General features: G+C 62.5%; 3 protein-coding genes. All 3 read left to right on the top strand.

Going from position 1 to position 2,667, the window contains the following annotated elements; all coding sequences use genetic code 11:
- Window positions 1–443, top strand: a 443-nt coding sequence (locus ACKVY0_RS15710; RefSeq protein ID WP_409215768.1) for a glycoside hydrolase domain-containing protein, incomplete at its 5' end; no start/stop codon positions are given.
- 11 nt (window positions 444–454) lie between these two features.
- The gene (locus tag ACKVY0_RS15705) at window positions 455–2,041 is read left to right on the top strand and encodes a sialidase family protein (protein WP_409215767.1); all 1,587 of its coding nucleotides are present in this window, start codon (window positions 455–457) and stop codon (window positions 2,039–2,041) included.
- Window positions 2,038–2,667: sulfatase-like hydrolase/transferase (locus ACKVY0_RS15700; protein ID WP_409215766.1), on the top strand; the 630-nt coding region annotated here is incomplete at its 3' end. The genes ACKVY0_RS15705 and ACKVY0_RS15700, both read left to right, overlap by 4 nt.

Below are 2,667 nucleotides of genomic sequence, written 5' to 3'. Positions count from 1 at the left end.
ATGCCCTGACGCGCAAAACTATCCAGGCCAACATCCCTGCCATGTATCAGGATGACTCACCTTACGGTCGTCCCGGCAACGATGATTGCGGAACCATGTCCGCCTGGTTGGTGCTGGTGCAGTCAGGTCTGTATTCGTTCAATCCCGCCAGCGGCTGGTATGTGTTGACCGCACCCGCATTTCCGAAAGTTGAAATCGATCTGGGGCGCGGCGGGAAGCGGCTTGTCATCACCTCGCATGCGACCGGCGAGAAAACAGCGATCCAACAGGTGATGCTGAATGGCATCCCGCGTCCCGAACCATGGCTTCTGGCAAGCGACATCAGCAAAGGGGGGCGACTAGATTTCAATTTCGGGTCCGAGCCGTCTTCCTGGGCCAAGAATCCGTCAACCCCGCCGCTGCCATTCAGCGTAAAGAAGTCGCCGGACACAACGAAGAAGTGACAGGCTGTGCCATGAAACCCACCCTTACCCTCCTCACCGCCCTGCTGCTCGCATCGCTCGCCGCGCTGCACGCCGCCGATGCACCATCCCTGCAACCTCCGCAGCATCTCGGTCCGCCGCGTGCCGATCACGCGGTGACGAACCGTGCCTTCACCGGCATCCCGAGCATGGCGGTCGCGCCGAAGGGACGACTCTGGGCCACATGGTATGCGGGTGCCACACCGGGCGAGGATTTGAACAACTATGTCGTGCTCAGCACCAGCGGCGATGATGGCAAGACATGGAACGAAGTGCTGGTGGCCGATCCCGACGCAGGTGGTCCCGTGCGCAGTTTCGATCCTGAACTTTGGGTGTCGCCCGATGGCCGAATGTTCTTCTTTTGGGCGCAAATGGAGAAAGGCCGGCGCGATGTCGAGCTCGGCGTGTGGTGCATCGAGACGAGCGAGCCCGACACCGCACGGCCGGCATGGTCCAAGCCGCGCCGTATCGGCGATGGCGTGATGATGTGCAAGCCACTCGCGCTTTCCTCGGGTGAGTGGGTGCTGCCGATTTCAAAATGGAAGGGGCACGACAACAGCGCGCAGATGATCGTCTCGAACGATCGGGGCAAGACTTGGTCTCTACGTGGCGGATGCAACGTGCCGAAGGACGTGCGCCAGTTCGACGAGCACATGTTCGTCGAGCGCAAGGACGGTTCGCCCTGGCTGCTCGTCCGCACCACCTACGGCATCGGTGAAAGCGTGAGCACGGACGGAGGCAAGACATGGCCCGAGCTGAAGCCATCGAGCATCCTGCACACGCCCTCGCGCTTTTTCATCCGTCGCCTTGCGTCGGGCAATCTGCTGCTCGTCAAACACGGCCCGCTCGACTCCCGCACCAGCCGCTCGCATCTCACGGCTTACGTTTCGAAGGACGATGGCAAGACCTGGGGCGGCGGCCTCATGCTCGATGAACGCCTCGGCGTTTCCTACCCCGACGGCCAGCAGACGCCCGACGGCCTCATCCGCCTCATCTACGACTACAACCGCGTCCTCGACCGCAACATCCTCATGGCCGCGTTCCGCGAGGAAGATGTGGCCGCAGGCAAGGATGTGAGCGGCGCAGTGAAGTTGCGCCAGCTCGTCAGCAAAGCCACCGGCGGCCAGGAGAAGCCGAAGCCATCCACCGCACCCGTCCACGCCAACGCCGACGGCAAGCCGATGCGCACCACCCAGCCCGGCACGCTCACCAGCGCCGACGTCAAACCGCAGCCGCTCAACCCCGGCGCGAAACTCTTCGCCGACCGCGGCTACATCGTCGCCGAGCTTCCCGCCGCGCTCAAGAACGCGCACTTCCTGCCCATCGCCATGAACGGCCAGAAGACACTCAAGTGCGAACGCGCTGGCACCGTCTTCTTCCTCACACCCGTGCTAGATCGCAACCGCGACACCACCGCGCAAGCGCTGATGGACCAAGGTTTCGAAAAAGTCGCGCTGCCCGAAATCCCGCTCTTCAATCCCGGCTCCACCGGCAACTTCTGCACCCTCTTCCAAAAAGACAGCACCGCCGGCGAGACCATCCTCATCGGCAAATGGGCCGTGCCAGTTTTCTTCCCATGAAATTTATCCTCCCACTCCTCACCGCCCTGCTGCTCGCTCCGCTGGCTCCGCTCAATGCAGCCGCACCGTCGGCAAAGCCCAACATCCTCTTCATCCTCACCGATGACGAGGGGCTCAGCGATGTCGGGTGCTATGGCTCGGACCGATTCAAAGGCAAGACACCGAACATTGATGCGCTCGCTGCGACGGGGGTGCGGTTCACGCATGGCTTCGCGCCGCCGCTGTGCTGTCCTTCGCGCACGACGCTCATGACGGGACGCTACCTTTTTCGCAACGGCGCACTGACCAACACCTCGTCGCACATTCCATCGGCGAAGGATGAGCCGGCGCTCGCTCGCACACTGAAGCAGGCGGGCTACGTCACCGGCATGGCGGGCAAGTGGCGGCAGATGAAGGATACGCCGGGCGAGTGGGGTTTCGACGAATGGCTCACCGACCCGTCCGGCACCGGTTGGTTTTGGGAGAAGAGCTACATCAAAAACGGCCAGACCATCGAGACGCCGGAGCCGGTGTATTGCCCCGATGTGTGCATGGATTTCACGCTCGATTTCCTGCGGCGGCATCGCGAGCAGCCATTCTATTTCTACTTCCCGACGCATCTCGTCCACGGCCAGATCCATCGCACG

This window comes from Prosthecobacter sp., from assembly GCF_046154365.1.
GTDB lineage: Bacteria > Verrucomicrobiota > Verrucomicrobiia > Verrucomicrobiales > Verrucomicrobiaceae > Prosthecobacter.
Note: the sequence above shows the minus strand (reverse complement) of the source record. Positions and strands in the feature narration are given on the sequence as shown.